At 68.8% G+C, this 17370-nt stretch carries 17 protein-coding genes; 3 read left to right on the top strand and 14 right to left on the bottom strand.

Going from position 1 to position 17370, the window contains the following annotated elements; translation table 11 throughout:
- Both MEICH_RS0111385 and pilC read right to left on the bottom strand, forming a co-directional pair.
- On the bottom strand, positions 1-1932 hold a 1932-nt coding region (locus tag MEICH_RS0111385), incomplete at its 3' end, for an ATP-binding protein (protein ID WP_157202741.1).
- Positions 1933-2720: 788 nt separating this feature from the next.
- Positions 2721-3941 (bottom strand): type IV pilus assembly protein PilC, encoded by a 1221-nt coding sequence (gene pilC, locus MEICH_RS0111380; protein ID WP_027892717.1) that lies wholly within the window; start codon positions 3939-3941, stop codon positions 2721-2723.
- Between the two features lie 63 nt (positions 3942-4004).
- Between pilC and scpB the strand changes: the two genes are divergently transcribed.
- From scpB to MEICH_RS0111365, 3 genes are read left to right on the top strand one after another with little or no spacing between them, the layout of a single operon-like run.
- Positions 4005-4523 carry an SMC-Scp complex subunit ScpB gene (gene scpB / locus MEICH_RS0111375; protein WP_027892716.1) on the top strand — a complete coding sequence of 173 codons (519 nt, stop codon included), beginning with the start codon at positions 4005-4007 and terminating at the stop codon, positions 4521-4523.
- Positions 4524-4557: 34 nt separating this feature from the next.
- A complete protein-coding gene (locus tag MEICH_RS0111370) occupies positions 4558-5298 on the top strand; it encodes a 2-phosphosulfolactate phosphatase (protein WP_027892715.1) in 741 nt (246 codons plus the stop codon).
- A complete protein-coding gene (locus tag MEICH_RS0111365) occupies positions 5298-6017 on the top strand; it encodes a WecB/TagA/CpsF family glycosyltransferase (RefSeq protein ID WP_027892714.1) in 720 nt (239 codons plus the stop codon). Before MEICH_RS0111370 ends, MEICH_RS0111365 begins: the two co-directional genes overlap by 1 nt.
- Before the next feature lie 55 nt (positions 6018-6072).
- Here MEICH_RS0111365 and cimA read toward each other — a convergent pair whose 3' ends face one another.
- The 12 genes from cimA to MEICH_RS24745 all read right to left on the bottom strand — a co-directional run bounded on the left by cimA (position 6073) and on the right by MEICH_RS24745 (position 17183).
- The gene (cimA, locus tag MEICH_RS0111360) at positions 6073-7659 is read right to left on the bottom strand and encodes a citramalate synthase (RefSeq protein WP_027892713.1); all 1587 of its coding nucleotides are present in this window, start codon (positions 7657-7659) and stop codon (positions 6073-6075) included.
- Positions 7656-8177 carry a GNAT family N-acetyltransferase gene (locus MEICH_RS0111355; protein WP_027892712.1) on the bottom strand — a complete coding sequence of 174 codons (522 nt, stop codon included), beginning with the start codon at positions 8175-8177 and terminating at the stop codon, positions 7656-7658. The genes cimA and MEICH_RS0111355 overlap by 4 nt, the downstream gene beginning before the upstream one ends.
- Positions 8174-8467: an antibiotic biosynthesis monooxygenase family protein gene (locus tag MEICH_RS0111350; RefSeq protein WP_027892711.1), complete on the bottom strand. Its 294-nt coding sequence runs from the start codon at positions 8465-8467 to the stop codon at positions 8174-8176. The genes MEICH_RS0111355 and MEICH_RS0111350 overlap by 4 nt, the downstream gene beginning before the upstream one ends.
- A gap of 7 nt (positions 8468-8474) precedes the next feature.
- Entirely contained in the window at positions 8475-8684 is a 210-nt protein-coding gene (locus MEICH_RS0111345) for a hypothetical protein (protein ID WP_027892710.1), read from the bottom strand.
- Positions 8685-8692: 8 nt separating this feature from the next.
- The gene (locus MEICH_RS27155) at positions 8693-8992 is read right to left on the bottom strand and encodes an antibiotic biosynthesis monooxygenase family protein (RefSeq protein ID WP_051304113.1); all 300 of its coding nucleotides are present in this window, start codon (positions 8990-8992) and stop codon (positions 8693-8695) included.
- A 25-nt stretch (positions 8993-9017) separates the two neighbouring features.
- Entirely contained in the window at positions 9018-10577 is a 1560-nt protein-coding gene (locus tag MEICH_RS0111335; RefSeq protein ID WP_027892709.1) for a 2-isopropylmalate synthase, read from the bottom strand.
- Positions 10578-10661: 84 nt separating this feature from the next.
- Positions 10662-11684, bottom strand: a complete 1023-nt coding sequence (gene ilvC / locus MEICH_RS0111330) for a ketol-acid reductoisomerase (RefSeq protein ID WP_027892708.1) — start codon at positions 11682-11684, stop codon at positions 10662-10664.
- A 64-nt stretch (positions 11685-11748) separates the two neighbouring features.
- Positions 11749-12261: an acetolactate synthase small subunit gene (ilvN, locus tag MEICH_RS0111325; protein ID WP_027892707.1), complete on the bottom strand. Its 513-nt coding sequence runs from the start codon at positions 12259-12261 to the stop codon at positions 11749-11751.
- Positions 12258-12620 carry a cupin domain-containing protein gene (locus tag MEICH_RS0111320; RefSeq protein WP_027892706.1) on the bottom strand — a complete coding sequence of 121 codons (363 nt, stop codon included), beginning with the start codon at positions 12618-12620 and terminating at the stop codon, positions 12258-12260. Before MEICH_RS0111320 ends, ilvN begins: the two co-directional genes overlap by 4 nt.
- A 4-nt stretch (positions 12621-12624) precedes the next feature.
- Complete coding sequence (gene ilvB / locus MEICH_RS0111315) at positions 12625-14313, bottom strand: biosynthetic-type acetolactate synthase large subunit (protein ID WP_027892705.1); 1689 nt, start codon at positions 14311-14313, stop codon at positions 12625-12627.
- A gap of 261 nt (positions 14314-14574) precedes the next feature.
- Positions 14575-15753, bottom strand: coding sequence for a DUF790 family protein (locus tag MEICH_RS0111310; protein ID WP_027892704.1), 1179 nt, complete (start codon positions 15751-15753; stop codon positions 14575-14577).
- Positions 15753-17183 carry a DEAD/DEAH box helicase gene (locus MEICH_RS24745; protein WP_036218513.1) on the bottom strand — a complete coding sequence of 477 codons (1431 nt, stop codon included), beginning with the start codon at positions 17181-17183 and terminating at the stop codon, positions 15753-15755. Before MEICH_RS24745 ends, MEICH_RS0111310 begins: the two co-directional genes overlap by 1 nt.
- Between the last annotated feature and the right edge of the window lie 187 nt (positions 17184-17370).

Here is a 17370-nt window from a genome sequence, read left to right as displayed (position 1 = left end):
GTGCGCCACGCCGTCGGCGTAGGCGTAGGCTTTCACCGCCTGATCGCCCGCCTGCAGCCAGTAGCGCCCCGCCTCCAGCCCCTTCCCCGCCCCCTCGGCGTGCCGGGCCTTGAGCGCGGGCGAGACCGGGCCGGGGCTGGCCTCGAGGAACTCCAGCACCCGCAGGTGCAAAAATTGCGCGACTCCCGGGGAGATTCCGTGCTTCACGGTCTCGCGCCATAGGTCGTGGCTGAAGCGCAGGCCCTGCAGCACGCGGGCTTCGGCCAGGGCCTCCAGGCCCGCGCTGAGCTCGAGGGGGTCGAGGCGCAGGGCCGCGGCGGCCAGCTCGTGGGAGAAGACCTCGTCGGCCACGGCGGCCAGGCGGGCCAGCTCGCGCGCGGTGTGCGGCAGGCGCTCCAGGCGCCGCTCGATGATGGTGGTGACGGTGGGCGAGCGCGGCAGGCGGGCCTCGCCGTGGGCGGTCAGGCCGCCCGCCTCGTCGATGGCCCGCACGGTCTCGAGCACGAACAGCGGGTTGCCCCCGGTGAAGCGGCTGAAGGCCTCGGCCAGGGGCTCGAGGTCGGCGCGGCCGAGCGCCAGCAGCAAGCGCCGCACCCCGTCGGGGGGGAGGGGGTGGAGGTCGAGGCGCACGGCCGCCTCGCGCTCGAGCAGGGCCCGGACCTGCGCCTCGACCGCCGGCTTGAGCTCCCCCCGGCGGTAGATGAACACCGCCCGCAGCCCGCCCTCCAGCACCCGGTTGAGCCCGTAGATGGCGGCCTCGAAGCTGGCGAGGTCGGCGTTGTGCAGGTCGTCGAGGATCAGCGTGCCCAGCCCGGGCCCGGCCCGGCGCATCAGCTCGGCGCAGGCCTCGAGGAAGCGCAGCTTGCCCTCCTCGCCCTCGATGCGCTCCAGGGCCAGGGGCTCGGCCTCGAGCTCGGGCAGGATGCGCGAGAGCTCGCGGCGCACCCACAGCGGCAGCAGCGAGCCGGGGTGGCGCTCGAGCAGGCGGCGCAGCAGGCGGGCCAGGGTGGCGTAGGGGATGTCGGCGTCGGTGGGGAAGGCCTCGGCGCAGGCAAAAGTCCCCATCCCGGCCGCGAACTCGCTCGCCAGGCGGGACTTGCCCACCCCCGGCTCGCCGGTGATGAAGATCAGCTTCCCGGCATTCCACGCCGTCTCGAGGGCCTCCAGCTCCCCCTCCCGCCCCACCAGCATCCGGGTCCGGGCGCGCACGTCGCCCAGGGGGCCCGGGCCGGGCTCGGGGCGGCTCGGGCGCAGCAGGGGCCGCACCAGCAGCTCGGTCTCGAGGGCGGGCTCCACCCCGACCTCGCGCCGCAACAGGTCGCACAACGACTGGTAGGCCTCCAGCGCCTTGCCCCGGTTGCCCGCGCGCAGGTAGAGGGTGATGAGCTGGCGGTGCGCGGCCTCGTCGAGGGGCTCGAGCTGGATGCGGCGCGCGGTGCTCTCCAGCGCCTTGTGCAGTTGGCCCGCCTCGGCCTGGGCCGCGGCCAGGCGCTCGAGCACCTGGGTCATCTGCTGCCGCAGCGCCTCCCGCCGCAGGGCCACCCAGTCCTCGAAGTCCGGGGCGTCGGCGAACCCCAGCCCCTCGAGGAATTCCCCCCGCCACAGCGGGATCACGGCCTCGAGGCGCTCGAGCAGGGCGGCGTGGCCCTCGGGCAGGCGCAGCACGGCCTCGAGCTCGGACAGGTCGAGCCACAGCGGCTGCTCGGGGGCGAGGGCGATCCAGTCGGTGTCCGAGCGCAACGGCTCGAGCCCGGCCGCCCCCAGCGCCTTGTTGAGCTGGGCCAGGAGGTTGCGCAGCGCGGCGCGGCTGGAGGCCCGGTTGCCCGCGGGCCACAACAACTCGGCGAGGTGCTCGCGCGACTGCGCCCGCCCCTCCACCGCCAGGTAGGCCAGCAGGGCCACGGCCTTGCGCGGCAGCAAGCCCAGACGCACCCCCCCGGCCCGAAACTCGGGCCTGCCGAGGAGGGCGATCTCGAGGGGAGTTGGTCTGGGACTGCGTTTCGACGGCACTGCGCCGGGCCTCCGGTGGGGGATATGGCAGGTGGCTTAGATGCCCCTCTCATTTTACGCTAATACCCCGTTTTTGCGATGGGTGTGGGACCTGACCCGCCCTCGCCTCGAGGCATTGCGTTTTCGTTGCGCCCGGGCCCTAGGCTGGGGCCATCCTCGGGGCACAGGCCGGGGACGGAACGGGGTGAACGGGATGTATTCGGCCAACCATGCGCTGCTTGCAGGTGGTCCCTCCCACGCGAGCGTGGCACTGGCGAGGCTGCTCGCTATTTGCCTGATCACCCTTTTCGCCTCCGGCCTGGCTGCGAGGAACCCACACGGGCCGAGGAGGCTCGGCCCCGACCAAGTTTCTCCAGGGTGACTTTTGACAAAGTCACCCCGACCGAAGGAAGAACAAGGGCTCGGGCGTGAGTTTGCCACCCTGACAGGCTCACGCCCGAGCTACTTAAGCCGCGCGGCCCGTACCTTCGGGCCCCGTGTTTCGCTGGGCGGCACCGGCGCCTTCCCCAAAGGCGCCCAAACACGCGTCGTCCTACGCTTTCTGCCCAGGCGTCGCCGATGTGACGACCGTACCCCTGGGCGACGGCCTCGAGCATCTCCCCCGTGCCGGGTAGGCACCCTGCCGCCTTCCGTTCGACGATCAGGGGCGGCCACGAGAGCCGCCCCTACGGTTCAGAAGGCTGTATGTCCGGGCACACCCCCCGGGCCGTTCACTGGGCGGAGAGCGTGTTGATGATCTGGAACAGCGGCAGGAACATGCCCGCGACGATCAGGCCCACCACGCCGCCCAGGAACACGATCATGACGGGCTCGATGGCGGCGGTGAGGCTGCTGACGGCCTCGTCCACCTCGCGCTCGTAGAAGTCGCCGATCTTCTGCAGCATCACGTCGAGCGCCCCGGTCTCCTCCCCGATGGCGATCATCGAGCCCACCATGGGCGGGAAGACCTGGGGGTAGGCCTGGATGGTGGCGTAGACGGGCTCACCGGCCTGGATGGTGGTCTTGGTCTCCTCGAGGATGTCCTCGATGATGGCGTTGCCGGCCGTGCCCTTGGTGATGTCGAGCGACTCGACGATGTTGACGCCGCTGGTGATGAGCAGCCCGAAGGTGCGCGAGAAGCGGGCCAGCGCGCTCTTCTTGTTCAGGTTGCCGAACACCGGCATCCGCAGCTTGATGCGGTCGACCACCCTGCGGCCCTGTTCGGTGCGGTAATAGGCGCGGTAGGCGAAGTAGCCCGCGATGGCCAGCAGGATGAGGAAGGGCGTCCCTGCCCGCAGCGCGTCAGAGATGGCGATCAGGAAGCGCGTCAGCAGCGGCAGCTCCGAGCCGAGGCCCGACAGGATCCCCGCGAACTGCGGCACCACGCCGGTCAGCAGGAAGTAGGTTACGCCGATCGCGAAGACGAACACGATCGCGGGGTAGGTCAGCGCCGAGCGGATCTTGCCGCGCAGCTCGAGGTCTTTCTCCAGGAAGGTCGCCAGCCGGTCGAGGATGGCGTCGAGGGTGCCCGAGGTCTCCCCCGCCTTGACCAGGTTGACGTACAGGCGCGAGAAGAGCTTGTGCTTGGAGAGCGCGTCGCTGAAGGTGGTGCCGCCCTCGACCTCGGTGCGGATCTCCTTGATGATCTCGCGGAATTTCTTGTTCTCGGTCTGCTTCTCGAGGATCGCCAGCGACTGCACGATGGGCAGGCCCGCCGAGAGCATGGTGGCGAGCTGCCGGCTGAACACCGCGAGGTCTTTGAGGCTGGGGCCCCGGTCGAGCCCCGGGAGCTTGACGTCGGCCTGCAAACCCCTGCCCTGCTCCTTGATCTCGGCCACGAAAAAGCCCTTGTCGCGGAGTGAGCGGGCAGCCGTACGGATGTCCTCGGCTTCGATCACCGCGGCGATCACACGCCCCTCGCGGTCGCGAGCTTTATAGTTGAAACTCGGCATACTGGTAGTATAGCCAGGGTTGAAGGGCGGAGGTGTCCGTTTTCCACCCTGGCTCAAGACATCATGAACGCAGCACAGGCACAGTTGTTGGCAGTGCTCTTCGCGGCGGGGCGGCCCGTAGGCCTGAGCGAGCTCACCGCCCTGGCCCCGGAGGAGACCGTCTTGCGGGAGCTGGTGGGCCTGGAGCACTGGCTCGAGCAGCACCCCATCGGCGTGCGGATCGAGCGGGTGGCCGGCGGGTGGCGGCTGGTGGTCCACCCCAACCACCTCGACGCGGTCGAGCGGGTCCTGCGGCCCAACCCGCCCCGGCTCTCGCGGGCGGCCCTGGAGGTGCTGGCGATCATCGCCTACCAGCAGCCCATCACCCGCGCCGAGCTCGAGGCCGTGCGCGGGCGCAACGTGGACGGGGTGCTGGAGGGGCTGCTCGAGCGCGAACTGGTGCGGGTGGTGGGCGAGAAGGACAGCGTGGGCAAGCCCAAGCTCTACGGCACCACCGACCGCTTCCTGGAGATCTTCGGGCTCGAGAGCCTCGACGACCTGCCCGAGCTCGAGGAAGGCCCCGTGCTGCTGCTGCGCGGCTAAGCCCCGGCCCGCCGATCCCTGATAATATGCCGTGATGCGTTTGCGGGTTGACCTTCAGCGAAACAAGAACGCCTACCCCGACCAAGTGATCGTGGTGGCCGTGTTCCACGGCAGCGTCGTCGGGGCTTTGCTCAACCAGGGGGCCAGCGAGGTCTGGGTGGCGCCGAGCATCCGCTCGGCCCGGCTGCTGGCCCGCCCCGGTGACGTCCTGCTGGGCGAGGAGGAGGGCATCCCGCCCGAGGGCTTTCACCACAGCCTCTCCCTGCGGGACCTCCTCAAGATCGACTTCTCCGGGCAGCGGGCGGTCGTCTTCGCCTACACGCTGTGCAAGGCGCTCGCCCCCACCGACACGCGGGTGATGCTGGGCTACTTCCGCAACGCCCGCGCGGTGGTGGAGGCCAACCTCCAGGCCCCCCACGAGGTGGCGCTGGTGTGCGCCTCCGACGCCAGCGGGGAGCCCAGCCTGGGGAACATCCTGGCCGCCGGCTTCCTGGCCAAGCGCATCCAGCAGCTCGCCAAGGCCGAGCACCTCGAGGGCGCCCTGCTGGCCTCGAGCCTGCTCAGGGCCTTCCCCGACCCCCAGGAAGGGCTCTTCGCCAGCGCCGTGGGACAACGCCTCTACCGCATGGGCCGTAGCGAAGACCTGGCCCTCGCCAGCCTGATCAGCGTGGAGGGCGTGATCCCCGAGCTCAAGGAGGTGCGGGTGCTGGGGGCTCAGGAATACGGCCTGACCAAGGACCGGCCCGTCTACCGCTTTGGCCGCCGGGGGGAATGATGCGAAGGGCCGAAATCCTAGGGCTGCCGGTGGACCTCGTGGGCCTCGAGGAGGCCGTGGAGCGCATCGGGAAGATGCTGGACTCGCCCGGCACCCACCAGGTCATCACCCTCAACCCCGAGTACGTGGTGCGGGCCCAGAGCGACCCCGAGCTCGTGCGGGCCGCCCGACAGAGCGAGCTGGTCACCGCCGACGGTGTGGGCATCGTGTGGGCGGTGCGCCGCCTCACCGGCGAGCAGTTGCCCGGCCGCGTGACCGGCGCCGACCTGACCCCCGCCCTCTTCGAGCGCTTCGGCCCCAGGCTGCGGGTATTCTTCCTGGGCGCCAAGCCCGGCGTGGCCGAGAAGGCCGCCGAGAACGCCCGGGCCCGCTGGGGCATCCAGGTGGCGGGCGTCCAGGACGGCTATTTCAAAGACGAAGCCCCGGTGGTCGAGCGGATCGCCCAAGCCCGGCCCGACCTGCTGCTGGTGGGCATGGGCGAGCGCCAGGACCTGTTCATTCACCGCCACAAGGCCCGGCTGGGGGCCAAGGTCGCCATCGGCGTCGGCGGGGTGCTGGACGTGCTGTCGGGCGAGGTCAAGCGGGTGCACCCGCTGGCCCAGCGGCTGAAGCTCGAGTGGCTGGTGCGCATCGCGGGCGACCACAAGCGCTGGGGGCGCTTCCCCCGCCTGCTCCAATTCGTGCGGCTGGTGCGCGCGGCGGAGAAAGCCCATAGCTGATAGCCGAATAGCCAAGGGTTCTGGGCTATGAGCTATCGGCTATCAGCTATCGGCATCAATCCTGCGGCACCGGCTGAGCTTTCACCAGCGCGTAGGCGTAGCCGTCGGTGAGGGCCTTGAGGGAGGCCTCGAGGCTGTTGCGGCTCGCGCCTACGGTGGTCCAGCGCTCGCCGGCGCGGTGCATCTCGATCATGACGCGCACCCCGCTCGAGGTGCCGCTCTCCTGCCCGCTGAGGATGCGCATCTTGTAGTCGGAGAGCTCGATCTCGCCGATCTCGGGGTAGAAGGCCTGCACCGCCTTGCGAAAGGCCACGTCGAGCGCCGAGACCGGGCCGAACTTGCTCTCCCCCGCCGTGTGCTGCACGCTCTCCCCTACCTTCACCCGCACCGTGGCCTCGGCCCAGGTGGGGGTGTCGGGGCGGTCGTCGTTGGCGTGCATGAACACGCTGAAACCCATCAGCTCGAAGGGGAGCTTGCCACCGCGCAGCCGGTGAGCCAGCAGGTAGAAGCTCGCCTCGGCGCCCTCGAAGGAGTAGCCGGCGTGCTCGAGCTGCTTGACCTCCTCCAAGAGCGCCCCCGCCGTCTCCTTAGGCACCTGCACCCCGGCCTCGGCCAACTTGGCGAGCAGGTTGCTTCGGCCCGAGAGGTCGGAGACCAGCACCCGGCGGGTGTTGCCGACCGCCTCGGGGGGCACGTGCTCGTAGGTGCGCGGGTTCTTCAGCACCGCCGAGACGTGGATGCCGCCTTTGTGCGCGAAGGCCGCGTCGCCCACGTAAGGCGCCCGCAGGTTGGGGGTGAGGTTGGCCCGCTCGTCCACGTAGTGCGAGACCTCGCGCAGTTCCGAGAGCTTCTCCCGGCTGATGCCCTCTAGCTCGAGCCCGTACTTGAGGATCAGGTTGGGGATGGTGCTGGTGAGGTTGAGGTTGCCGCAGCGCTCGCCGTAGCCGTTGATGGTGCCCTGCACGTGGGTCGCCCCGGCTCGCACGGCGGCCAGCGCGTTGGCGACGGCCAGTTCCCCGTCGTTGTGGGGGTGGATGCCGATGCGAACGCTTGGGAAGGCCTCCACGACAGCGCGGGTGATCTCGGCGACCTCCTCGGGCAGGCTGCCGCCGTTGGTGTCGCACAGGCACAGCGTGTCGGCCCCGCCACGCACGGCGGCCTCGAGCGTCGCGAGGGCGTAGCCCCGGTTGGCCTTGAAGCCGTCGAAGAAGTGCTCGGCGTCGTGGATGACCCGCCGTCCCTGGCTCACCAGGTAGGCGTAGGTCTCCTCGATCATGCGCAGGTTCTCCTCCAGGCTCACCTCGAGCGCCTCCCTCACGTGGAAGTCCCAGGACTTGGCGACCACCGTGACCACCGGGGTGCGGGCCCCCAGCATGGCCTGCACCGAAGCGTCGTCCTGTGGCCTCAGCCCCTTGCGCCGGGTCGAGCCGAAGGCCACCAGCCGGGTCTGGCCCAGGTCCACGCCCTTCATGCGAGCGAAGAACTCGGCGTCCTTGGGGTTCGACCCCGGCCAGCCGCCCTCGACGAGGGGCACGCCGAAGGCCGCCAGCCGCCGGGCGATGGCCACCTTGTCGTCGCTGGAGAGGCTCACGGCCTGCCCCTGGGTGCCGTCTCGCAGTGTGGTGTCCAGAATTTCGATCACGCCTCACTCCCCCTCAGGTCGCGCCAGCCGTACGCCCACTCCACCAGCTTCTTCCCCCCGACCTCGATCTCCCTCTCGCGCACCCTCACCCCGCCCATGTGCTCGTAAAAGTTCGTGGTCGGGTTCTCGGCCAGCACCCACAGCAGCATGGAGGAATGGCCCCTCGAGGCCATCTCCTCCACGAAGCGCCGGAAGAGCTGCCCCCCGGTTCCCTTTCCCTGGTGTGCCCGCAGGAGATAGATGGCCCACAGCTCGCAGGAAAACTCCCCATCAGGCTCTTGCGGCGGGCCACCGGCCACGAAGCCCACGACCCCGTGTTCGGGGTCTTCCGCCACGAACAGCACGCCCTTCCAGCCGGGGTGCTCGAGCCCGCTGCGCCACATCTGCTCGCGCCGCTCGTAGGAGAGCGAGGCCAGGAAGTCGCCGGGGACCAGACCTGAGTAGGTCTCGCGCCAGGAGTCCACGTGGACGCGGGCGACGGCGGGGGCGTCGTCGGGGCGGGCCGGGCGGATGGTCACGGGTATACCTGGGTGTGGTGCCATACGGTGGGAAAGGGTTCGTAGAAGTGGTGGAGCAGCTTTTTCCAGTCCTGATACCGCGGCGACTGCCGGAAGCCGACGGTGTGGGCCTCGAGCGTGTCCCACTCCACGAGCAGCAGGTAGAGGCTGGGGTCCTCGAGGGTGCGGTGCAGCCGGTGCCAGCGGTAGCCGGAGGTCGAGGCGATCAGGGCCGACGCCCGGGCGAAAGCGGCTTCGAACTCCGGCTCCTGGCCGGGCTTGACGCTGAGGTAGGCGGACTCGAGGACCATAGCCTCCCTAGGCCCTTTCCTTCCACGCCTGCTGCACCAGCATCAGCGCCCCGCCCCGCGAGAGCAGTCGTTCACGTTCGTCCTCGAAGTCCCGCTCGAAACGTGGCACCAACTCGCGGTAAGCCTTCATGAGTTCCTCGACCCGCGCGTCTTTCAGGGCATTCAGCCGCTGCTCCATGCGAAGGACGGTGGCCTTGAGTTCTTCTAGGGCAACCATAACGGGTTCTACCCATTTCCCGGGCCGGACAGAAGGACACGTTTGAAGGACTCGAGGCGCAGAGGCGCTTCCAGAAAGGTCTCGAGCACGGCAGCCACGGGCGCGAAAGCCTCGAGGAAAGCCGGCTTGTCCCGCTCATTGCCGAGGGCGAGCAGCAAGAGGTAGCGGTTGCCCTCGAGGCTACGCTGGAGCTCGTGGGCCAGGTAGGCGGGAAGGCTCGAGAAGCGCTGCGCCAAGTGTGCCAACGCCGACTCGAACTCGGTCGTCAGCTCATCCTTCACGCGAAGATCCGCCACCTCGAAGATCACGACCCGGCCTCCCTGGCTCGTACGCTCACCGGACGATGCCCTTGATCTGCACCTCGTCCAGGCTCGGCGGGTGCTTGGCCGCCTGCCCGGCCACCAGCTTGTTGGCCGCGTCGAGGTAGGCGCGTGCCGAAGCCTCGATGATGTCGGGCGAGATGCCGTGGCCGGTGGCGAGGACTTCGCCCAGCTTGAGCTTGACCGTGACCTCGCCCAGCGCCTCGGTGGTGCCGGTGACGGCCTCCACGCGGTAGAGCTCGAGCTCCGGCTGGATCTCGATGGCCTCGGCGAGCGCCTTGTAGACCGCGTCCACCGGCCCGTCGCCGATGGCCGTAGTGGTCACCTCGCCCTCGGGGGTCTTCAGGCGCACGGTGGCGGTGGGCAGCATGCCGTAGCCGGAGAAGAACTGGAGCTGCTCGATGCTGAACAGGTGCGCGGTGGGCGCGGTTTCGCTCTCGACCAAGGCCCGCAGCTCTTCGGTGCTGATGGGCCCCTTGCGGTCGACGATCTCGCGGAAGCGCTGGAACACCGCCTGCATCTGGCTCTCGCCGAGCTCGTAGCCCAGGTCCTGCAGGGCTTTCTTGACGGCGGCTCGGCCCGAGTGCTTGCCCAGCACCAGCACGGCGGCCTCGCGCCCGACCATCTCGGCGTTCATGATCTCGTAGGTCTCTTTGTTCTTGATCACGCCGTCCTGGTGGATGCCCGACTCGTGGGCGAAGGCGTTGTCGCCCACGATGGCCTTGTTGGGCTGCACCACCATGCCGGTGTAGCGCTCGACCATGCGGCTGACGCGGTAGATCTCGCGGGTGTTGATCCGGGTCTCGGCCTGGTAGTGGTCGCGGCGGGTGTAGATCGCCATGACCACTTCCTCCAAAGCGGTGTTCCCGGCCCGCTCCCCGATGCCGTTGACGGTGCACTCGATCTGGGTCGCGCCGTTCTCCACCGCCGCCAGGCTGTTGGCGGTGGCCATGCCCAGGTCGTCGTGGCAGTGGGCGGAGATGTGCACGTCGCGCCCGCGCACCACCTCGTCGTGGATGCGCTTGATGAGGGCGCCGTACTCCAGCGGCGTGCCGTAGCCGGTGGTGTCGGGGATGTTGATGGTGGTGGCCCCGGCGGCGATGGCGGTCTCGTAGAGGCGCAGCACGAAGTCGAAGTCGGCGCGCATCACGTCCTGGGCGCTGAACTCCACGTCGTCGGTGAAGTTGCGGGCGTAGCGCACCATCTCGTCGGTGAGCTCGAGGATCTGCTCGGGGGTCTTCTTGAGCATGTACTCCAGGTGCACCCGGCTGGCGCTGGTGAAGACGTGGATGCGGCGCTTCTCGGCGGGCTCGAGCGCGGCGGCGGCCCGCTCGATGTCGAGCTTGTGGGTGCGGGCGAGCCCGCAGATCACCGGTCCCCGCACCTCGCGGGCGATCTTGTGCACGCACTCGAACTCGCTCGCCCCGTTCACCGGGAAGCCCGCCTCGATGATGTCCACGCCCAGCCGGGCCAGGGCGTGGGCGATCTCGAGCTTCTGCTGCAGGGAAAGGGCTACGCCGGGCGACTGCTCCCCGTCCCGAAGCGTGGTGTCGAAGATTCGGATGTGCCTCATGGAAACCTCCGGTTTCCGCTCATGGCCGATAGCGAATCGCTCATGGCAGGGGTTATCGGGCTATCGGCCATGGGCCATGAGCTATCAGCCTTGTGAGACCTCTTCTTTGCTGAAGCGCGACTTGAGGAAGGGCATCATCGCGCGCAGCTTGGGGCCCACGACCTCGATGGGGTGGTTCTTCCAGTAGTTGCGGTTGGCGTTGAGGGTGGGCTGGTTCACGGCGTTCTCGAGCATCCACTCCCGCGCGAACTCGCCCTGCTGGATCTGGCGCAGCACCTCGCGCATGCGGGCTTTGGTCTCCTCGCGGTTGACCACCATCGGGCCGCGGGTGTAGTCGCCGTACTCGGCGGTGTTGGAGATGGAATAGCGCATCCCGGCGAAGCCCGACTCGTAGATCAGGTCCACGATGAGCTTGACCTCGTGCAGGCACTCGAAGTAGGCCATCTCGGGGGGATATCCGGCCTCCACCAGCGTCTCGAAGCCCGCGGCGATGAGCTGGGTCAGGCCGCCGCACAGCACGGTCTGCTCGCCGAAGAGGTCGGTCTCGGTCTCGTCCTTGAAGGTGGTCTGGATGGTCCCGGCGCGGGTGCCGCCGTTGGCCTTGGCGTAGGCCAGCGCGGTGGGCAGGGCCGAGCCGGAGGCGTCCTGGTAGATCGCCACCAGCGAGGGCACGCCCGAGCCCTTCTCGTACTCGCTGCGCACGAGGTGGCCGGGGCCCTTGGGAGCCACCATCCACACGTCGAGGTCGGGGCGGGGCTTGATCTGGCCGAAGTGGATGTTGAAGCCGTGGGCGAAGGCGAGCGCGGCCCCCTCCTTGAGGTTGGGCTCGACCTCCTCGCGGTAGACCTTGCCCTGGGTCTCGTCGGGGAGCAGCACCATCACCACGTCGGCCTTCCGCACCGCCTCGGCGACGGGGAGTACCTCGAGCCCCGCCCCCTTGGCCTTGGCCTCGTTGCGGCTGCCGGGGCGCAGCCCCACGACCACCTTGATGCCGGAGTCGCGCAGGTTGAGCGCGTGGGCGTGGCCCTGCGAGCCGAAGCCCAGGATCGCCACGGTCTTGTCCTTGATAAAGCCTAAGTCTGCGTCGGAGTCGTAATAGATCTTCATCGGATGGTTCTCCCTTCGTATCGCGGCGCTTCCGCGCCAAAAAAGGCAGACCCTGCGGTCTGCCTCACACCGCCGGCTTCTTCTCGCGTACCTTCAAGACCTGCTCGCCGCGCGAGAGCGCGACCGCGCCGGTGCGCATGACCTCCAGCAGGCCATAGGGCCGCATGGCCTCGATGAAGTTCTGCACCTTGCTCGAGTCGCCGGTGAGCTCGAAGATGATCGACTTGCGCGCCACGTCCACGATGCGCGCGCGGAAGGCCTCGGCGATGTCCTTGATCTCCAGGCGCTCCTCCATGCCCGGCACCGCCACCTTGACCAGCGCCAGCTCGCGCTCGACGTGGGGCTCGGAGTGGTCGGTGACCTTGATGACCTCGACCAGGCGGTTGAGCTGCTTCTCGACCTGCTCGAGCACCCGGTCGTCGCCGGTGACCACCAGCGAGACGCGCGAGAGCCCTTCCTGATGGGTGCGCCCCACCGCCAGCGACTCGATGTTGAAGCCCCGGCGGGCGATCAGGCCCGCGATGCGCTGCAGGACGCCGGGCTTGTCCTGGACCAAAACGGAAACCACGTGTCTCATATCGCCTCCACCTCGGCGGTCAACGCGCCCCCGGCATCGCCGGTGTTCACCACGCCCACTGGCTCGACCAGCATGACCTTGCACTCCTGCTCGGCGTAGGGCTTGTGCTCGACGTTTTTGGGCACCACGAGCAACTCCCCGGCTTTGAGGTGTACCGGCCCATCGCGGAAGTCAATGCGCATCTCTCCCTCGAGAACGATAAACACCTCGTCGGTGTCCTCGTGCTTGTGCCACACGAAGTCGCCCTGAATCCTGACCAGCTTGAACTCGTAATCGTTCATGCGGGCCACGAGCTTGGGGGACCAATGCTCGGAGAACAGGGAGAACTTCTGTGCCAGGTTGACGACCTTTTCCTGCATGGGGTTAGCCCCCTGCCTCGACGGTCTCGCGCGGGTTCTCGATGATCATGTCCTCGGCGGCCCCGCCCGAAGGGATCATGGGGAACACGCCCTCCTCGTGGTGCACGCGGCACTCCAGCAGCACCGGGCCGTCGTGCTCCAGCACCTCCCGCACGGTCTCGGCCAGCCGGGACTTGTCCTCGAGGGTCACGCCCTTGATGCCGTAGGCCTCGGCCAGCCTGGCGAAGTCGGGGTTGGAGTCGGCGAGGTAGACCTCGCTGTAGCGCTTGGCGTGGAAGAGGTCTTGCCACTGCCGCACCATGCCCAAAAAGCCGTTGTTGAGGATGACGATCTTGACGGGGAGGTTGTACTTCTTCACCGTGGCCAGCTCCTGCAGGGTCATCTGGAAGGAGCCGTCGCCGTCGAAGTCGATGACGGTCTCGCCCGGCCTCGCCAGCGCCGCGCCGATGGCGAAGGGCAGGCCCACCCCCATCGTGCCCAGCCCGCCGGAGTTGATCCACGAGCGGGGCTTGTCGAACTTGAAGAACTGCGCGGTGAACATCTGGTGCTGCCCCACCCCCGACGTCACCACCGCCTTGCCCCCGGTGGCCTCCCAGAAGGCGTGGATGACCTCCTGGCTCTGCAGGTAGGGCTGGGGCTTCCAGCTAAAGGGGTGCTGGGTGCGCCAGGCGTCCACCTCCTGCCACCACTCGTCCAGGCGCAGCTTCTTTGCGCCCTTGGCGAGCTCGGCGGCCACCCACTTGGCGTCGCCCACCACGGGGATGGCGGTGTTGACCAGCTTGCCGATCTCGGCGGGGTCGATGTCGACGTGGATGATGGTGTGGGCGTTGGGGGCGAAGCGCGAGATCTTGCCGGTGACGCGGTCGTCGAAGCGCAGGCCGATGGCCAGGATGGTGTCGGCGTACTGGATGGAGCGGTTGGCCGCCACCGAGCCGTGCATGCCGGGCATGCCCAGGAATTGCGGGTGGGTGCCGGGGAAAGCGCCCAGGCCCATCAGGGTGGGGATCACCGGGATGCCCGACTTCTCGGCGAACTCGACGACCTCCTTCGAGGCGTGCTGGGCCCCGCCCCCCACCATCAGGATGGGCTTGCGGGCCTTCTCGAGCGCCTCCAGCGCCCGCTCGATCTGGCGGGGGTGCCCCTTGAAGGTGGGCTTGTAGCCGGGGAGGTCGATCTCGGCGTCGAAGCTGCCGGTGAAGGGCGCGAGCTGCACGTCCTTGGGGATGTCCACCAGCACCGGCCCCGGGCGGCCCGTTGACGCGATGTAGAAGGCCTCGGCGATGACGCGGGGGATGTCGCGCACGTCGCGGATCTGGAAGTTGTGCTTGGTGACGGGCTGCGTGATGCCGCAGACGTCGGCCTCCTGGAAGGCGTCGGTGCCGATGAGCGCCTGCGGGACGTTGCCGGTGATGGCCACGACGGCGGTGGAGTCCATCAGCGCGTCCTGCAGCCCGGTGACGAGGTTGAGGGCTCCTGGCCCCGAGGTCGCCATCACCACGCCGACCTTGCCGCTGGCGCGGGCATAGGCGGTGGCGGCATGGACCCCGCCCTGCTCGTGCCGTACCAGGATGTGCCGGATGGGGGAGTCGTAGAGGGCATCGTAGGTGGGCATGATGGTGCCCCCGGGGTGCCCGAAGATGGTGGTCACCCCCTGCTTCTCCAGCGCTTTCAGGATTGCCGCCGCTCCGTTCATACACGCTCCTCTTCCAAAAAAAACTCCCCCGGGAAGTATCCGGGGGTTCGCGATGCGCTTAAGCTCGTACAGCTACACCCTATCCCCGGTAGGCCCAATAATTACTAGGCCTACTACGACTAGGGTTAGGGCGAGGCTCGCAGGCATCTTGTCTGTGAGTCTACGGGGCTTTGGTATACCGTGTCAAGCCGCCCGGCTCGAGGCCCGAGCGCGTTACACCCGATTCGGTCAGTTCGGCGCGGGACTAACCCGAATCGGGTATCACAGGCCCATCTCCCCCAGCACCCCCAGCACCGCCTTGGGCTCGAGCTGCCCCTTGAACCAGACCACGGGGCCGAGGATGCCCTCGAGGTCGTCGCGGCTGACTTTTAGCCGCTCGGAGACGGCCAGCACGAGGTTGTCCAGGCCCGCTTTTCGCACCTTCTCGAACTTGCGGCGCAGGTACTCGGGGTGCCAGAAGCCCACGATCTCGACGTAGACGGTGCGCCCGCCGGGGTGGCGCAGGGCGAAGTCGGGGAGGAAGACGGTGCCCTTGAGGTCCACCACCTCCACCTCGCGCTCGAGCGCCCACTCGCTGCCCAGCTTCTCCCAACGCTTGGCGAAGGTGGCCTCGAGCATCGAGTCGAACTCGGGCGGCTTGGGGTAGTGCGAGACGAGGTTGTTGCGCGAGCTGAGCGCGTACTCGACCTCCTGGCCGTGGAGGTTGAGCCGCGCCAGCAGCTCCCACTGGCTCACGTGGAGCAGGGCGGGCAGCAGCGCGGCCATCTGCACGCCGTAGCGGCGGGTCTGGGCGAAGAGCGAGCTGGGGCCGTCCACGTGCACGCGGTAGCCCGAGTCGAGGTCGCCCTCCACCACCCACATCAGCCGGTAGAACTTGAGGTAGCGGAACAGCCGCTTGTACTGCCCCGAGGTGTTGCGGTGGGCCTGGATGACAAGCTCGGTGGCGTAGTACAGCAGCCCCTGGGCCTGGGCGAGGTTGTAGCGCTCGAGCAGCCCCTGGGGCGTGAGGTCGGGGACCGACACCAGGACGTGGTTCTCGGGGAGGTCGGCGTAGAGGGCGTCGCGCAGGACCTCCCCTTCCAGCTTGAACTCCTCCCCCAGCTCGCCCAGCACGGCCAGGGCCTCGCGCTCGCCGTAGCCGCGCCCGGCGGCCAGGGTGAAGGCCTTGCGCCGCAGGAACTCGGGCTCCACGAGCGAGCGCACCTCGAAGGTGGCCTCGTTCAGGGCCAAGTGGGCCAGGCCGCGCACCAGGCTGTAGTCGGGGGAGTCGCCCTCGAGCGCGAGCAGGGCCTCCTCGAGCTCCCCCCGCCGCCGGCTCAGGTGCTCGCCGATGACCCGCAGCACGCCCTCGGCCCAGGGCAACCCCTTCTCGGGCCGGGTGAAGCGGGGCGTGGCCCGCCCGCCGCGCACGGTGTAGTGCAGCAGTTCGGAGGGGAGCATCAGTCCTCCCCCAGGTCGTCCCAGAGGATGGGCTGGTCGGAGAAGACGGTGTTCTCGAGCCGCGAACCGCTACCCCCCGGATCGAGCCGTACCCCCTCCCTTCGCCGCTCTGAAACCCGTTCTTCGCGGGTTTCCCTGGCGATGATCTCGTAGAGCACGGCCCGCTTGCCCTCCGAGCGGCGCAGGATGCGGCCCAGGCGCTGCACGAGCTCACGGGGCACGCTCGAGCCCGAGAGCACCACGCCCACGCTGGCGTCGGGAACGTCCACGCCCTCGTTGAGCACCTTGCTGGTGACGATGGCGCGGTAGGTCCCGTCGCGGAAGCGCTCGAGGAACTCCTGCCGCTCCTTCACGCGGGTCTGGTGGGTGAGGCAGGGGACGAGGTAGGCGCGGGAGACGGCGTAGGCGGTGTCGTTGTCGGCGGTGAAGATCAGGATCTTCTCGCCGGCGTGGCGGGCGAGGATGACCTCGAGCGCCCGCAGCTTGCCCGGCGTGGCCGCGGCGATGCGCCCGGCCTCGCGGTGCGCGCGCATGGCCCGCCGCCCGGCCTCCGAGCGGGCCGAGACCATCACGAAGCGCTGCCAGCCCTGCAGCGTGCCCAGCCCCAGCCCGTGCTCGTCGAGGAAGCGGTTGCGCTCCTCGAGCGCCTGGTGGTAGGCCTGCCGCTCGGCCAGGCTGAGGTCGGTGTAGATGCGCTCGATGCGGTACTCCGCCAGCACGTCACCCTGCAGCTCGGCGGCGTGACGGCGGTAGACCAGCGGCCCCACCAGCTCGGGCAGTTCCTCGTGGCGCAGGTCGGCCCGCTCGGGGGTGGCGGTGAGGCCCAGGCGGTAGGGCGCGAGCGAGAACAGGGCGATGGCGCGGTAGAAGTCGGTGGGCAGGTGGTGCACCTCGTCGAAGACCAGCGTGCCGTAACGGTTGCCCAGCTTCTCGGCGTGGATGGCCGCCGAGTCGTAGGTGGCGACGGCGAGCTCCGTCACCTCGTGGTAGCCCCCGCCGATCAGCCCGACGTTGGCGCCGGGGAAGGCGGCGCGGAGGTGGGCGTACCACTGGTGCATGAGGTCGAGGGTAGGCACCACCACCAGCGCGCTCCTCGAGGCCCACGCGATGGCCGAGAGCCCCACCAGGCTCTTCCCCGCCCCCGTGGGCAGCACCACCAGCCCGCGCCCCCCGGCCCGCTTCCAGGCCGTGAGGGCCGCCTGCTGGTGCGGGTAGAGCGTGTGCGGCGGGGTGAACTCGAGCTCGAGCTTCCCGTACGCGGGCGCCCGGTTCTCCCGGATCTGGTCCCGCAAAACCCGGATCACCTCGGGGTAGCTGATGGCCGGAGCCCGGTACGCCTCCACCCGGGGGTCGAACTCGAAGGGCGCGGGCGGCAGGCTGGTGAAGCCCTCCAGCAGGAGGGTTCCCCGGTCGAAACGCAGCACCGCCATGGGAGTTCCACCATAGCCCCCGATCTGTTAAAACACAAATTCGCAGATCACGATCAATAAATAACAGAATGGCTGTAGAAAATGCACCTTCGGGCGCGCCCGAAGGCCCCCTTTGTGACCCGGCGTTAACTCTTATCCCCGCTTAACCCGCCGAAAAGGTAACGATCGGGAGGCGCTTTTGAACCAG

The organism is Calidithermus chliarophilus DSM 9957 (genome assembly GCF_000430045.1).
Taxonomy (GTDB): Bacteria; Deinococcota; Deinococci; order Deinococcales; family Thermaceae; genus Calidithermus; species Calidithermus chliarophilus.
The sequence above is the reverse complement of the archived record's forward strand: the minus strand, read 5'-3'. Positions and strand labels throughout refer to the sequence as shown.

Bases quoted from the DNA above. Each gene is read 5' to 3' on its own strand.
- MEICH_RS0111345 (WP_027892710.1), bottom strand. From the start codon at position 8,684: ATGGTTGCCCTAGAAGAACTCAAGGCCACCGTCCTTCGCATGGAGCAG.
- MEICH_RS0111350 (WP_027892711.1), bottom strand. From the start codon at position 8,467: ATGGTCCTCGAGTCCGCCTACCTCAGCGTCAAGCCCGGCCAGGAGCCG.
- ilvN (WP_027892707.1), bottom strand. From the start codon at position 12,261: ATGAGACACGTGGTTTCCGTTTTGGTCCAGGACAAGCCCGGCGTCCTG.
- pilC (WP_027892717.1), bottom strand. From the start codon at position 3,941: ATGCCGAGTTTCAACTATAAAGCTCGCGACCGCGAGGGGCGTGTGATC.
- scpB (WP_027892716.1), top strand. From the start codon at position 4,005: ATGAACGCAGCACAGGCACAGTTGTTGGCAGTGCTCTTCGCGGCGGGG.
- MEICH_RS24745 (WP_036218513.1), bottom strand. From the start codon at position 17,183: ATGGCGGTGCTGCGTTTCGACCGGGGAACCCTCCTGCTGGAGGGCTTC.
- ilvC (WP_027892708.1), bottom strand. From the start codon at position 11,684: ATGAAGATCTATTACGACTCCGACGCAGACTTAGGCTTTATCAAGGAC.
- MEICH_RS0111370 (WP_027892715.1), top strand. From the start codon at position 4,558: ATGCGTTTGCGGGTTGACCTTCAGCGAAACAAGAACGCCTACCCCGAC.
- MEICH_RS0111310 (WP_027892704.1), bottom strand. From the start codon at position 15,753: ATGCTCCCCTCCGAACTGCTGCACTACACCGTGCGCGGCGGGCGGGCC.
- ilvB (WP_027892705.1), bottom strand. From the start codon at position 14,313: ATGAACGGAGCGGCGGCAATCCTGAAAGCGCTGGAGAAGCAGGGGGTG.
- MEICH_RS0111335 (WP_027892709.1), bottom strand. From the start codon at position 10,577: ATGAGGCACATCCGAATCTTCGACACCACGCTTCGGGACGGGGAGCAG.
- MEICH_RS0111320 (WP_027892706.1), bottom strand. From the start codon at position 12,620: ATGCAGGAAAAGGTCGTCAACCTGGCACAGAAGTTCTCCCTGTTCTCC.
- MEICH_RS0111365 (WP_027892714.1), top strand. From the start codon at position 5,298: ATGCGAAGGGCCGAAATCCTAGGGCTGCCGGTGGACCTCGTGGGCCTC.